This window comes from Priestia sp. KCTC 13724, assembly GCF_056820425.1.
Map to the genome: position 1 here is coordinate 1 of NZ_JBXDLD010000149.1, position 1,634 is coordinate 1,634.

The window sequence follows — 1,634 nt, forward strand, 5'->3', positions numbered from 1 at the left end:
CCCGTATCATACCAAGAGGGCTCTTTTTTGTTCAAGTCCCCGAAAATCCTTCTAACAGGAATGCTCTTTAGTAAAAGTTTCTATCTATAGTTAACTCATCTGTTTAGTATGAATTAAATCCCAATAGTACCAATACTATAAAACAGTATTGGTACTATTGGACAGATTTATTATTTTAATTTTGATAAAAAGTTTAATACTAAGTTTGTAGAGTTTACGGCTGCCTTTTCAAGGAACTGATCAAACGATACATCTGATTCTTTACCCGCAATATCAGATAATGCACGAATGATAACGAAAGGAACTTTAAACTGGTGACAAACCTGAGCTACTGCAGCAGCTTCCATTTCAGCTGCCATTAGTTCTGGGAATTTGCTTCTTACAAACTCAACGCGAACTGGATCATTCATAAATGAATCACCCGTTGCAATTAAACCTTTGGCTACTTTCATATCCGTTACTTCTTGTGCACTTTGTTCTGCAATCTCAACAAGTTTTTTATCAGCTTGATATGCAGCAGGTAAATTTGGAACTTGACCGTACTCATAGCCAAATGCTGTTACATCAACATCATGATGACGTACTTCCGATGAAATAATTGCATCTCCAACATTTAGATCTGGATGAAAGCCGCCAGCAGACCCTGTATTAATCACATAGTCAGGCTGAAATCTTTCCAGTAAGATTGCTGTTGATAATGCAGCATTTACTTTTCCAATACCTGACTTTAACAGTACTACATCAATTTCATTGATTGTACCAGTTGAATATTCGCAGCCTGCAATGACTGTTTCTTCTCTGTTTTCTACCTTGTCTCGGAGAATCGTTACTTCTTCCTCCATAGCACCAATGATTGCTACTTTCATTATACGAACCTCTTTCTGTTATTGTTTCGTTGCCTCCACAATCCAAACGAAATGATTGAAGCGTTCAAAAGTTGCTTCAAATCCATTTTGTTCAAAAAGATTTTTTAAGACTGGAATCGTTGTATAATACTCTCTTTCTAAGTCTTCCGCTAAGTTAAAGAATTTATGTTGCTTAGCATATTCAATTGTTTCTTGAAACGACTCGTTTGTTTCAAACATCGTGTCAGCAAACACTATTTTACCATCTGTTTGTAGAAGGTTGCTATAGTTTCTAATCGCAAGCTCTTTTTCTTTATCTGTTAAGTGATGAAAAGCATAGGTACTAACAATTGTATCAACCTTCTCTTTTGGGGCAGGAAACGCTAAGAAGTCACCATCAGATAAAGTAACCGATTCACCTAGCTTTCCTGCCGCAAGCTTTCGCATTGGACTTGAAGGCTCAATTCCTGTCACTGCTAGACTCTTTTCCAGTAGCTTTTTCGTTAAGTTTCCGGTTCCTACACCGAACTCAATTACGCTTCCCGATGAACGATTTGCAACTGCTTGTAAAATACCTTCATAGTTTCGAAAAACTTCTTCATATTCTTGATCATGTCCTTCAACAGTCGAATCATAGTTTTCTGCCCACTTTTCAAAGATGTTTAAAAACTCTCTACCCATCTTATCTCACCCTCATGTTTAATTTTGTTACTATCTAAGCCTGAATTATTCATAGCTAACTAAAATCATTTCGTTTTTCAACTTTTGATCACGATGGTTTAAATTTTC

General features: G+C 36.4%; 2 protein-coding genes. Both read right to left on the reverse strand.

Annotation, left to right across the window (positions count from 1 at the left end; genetic code table 11):
• Window positions 1–170 precede the first annotated feature (170 nt).
• Window positions 171–866 carry a 5'-methylthioadenosine/S-adenosylhomocysteine nucleosidase gene (gene mtnN, locus AC1UFB_RS16980; protein WP_025911693.1) on the reverse strand — a complete coding sequence of 232 codons (696 nt, stop codon included), beginning with the start codon at window positions 864–866 and terminating at the stop codon, window positions 171–173.
• Window positions 867–884: 18 nt separating this feature from the next.
• The gene (locus AC1UFB_RS16985) at window positions 885–1,526 is read right to left on the reverse strand and encodes a class I SAM-dependent DNA methyltransferase (protein ID WP_025911694.1); all 642 of its coding nucleotides are present in this window, start codon (window positions 1,524–1,526) and stop codon (window positions 885–887) included.
• Window positions 1,527–1,634 lie beyond the last annotated feature (108 nt).

What these genes read in the sequence shown, in the direction of transcription:
- mtnN (WP_025911693.1), bottom strand. Translation starts at nt 866, where the DNA reads ATGAAAGTAGCAATCATTGGTGCTATGGAGGAAGAAGTAACGATTCTC.
- AC1UFB_RS16985 (WP_025911694.1), bottom strand. Translation starts at nt 1,526, where the DNA reads ATGGGTAGAGAGTTTTTAAACATCTTTGAAAAGTGGGCAGAAAACTAT.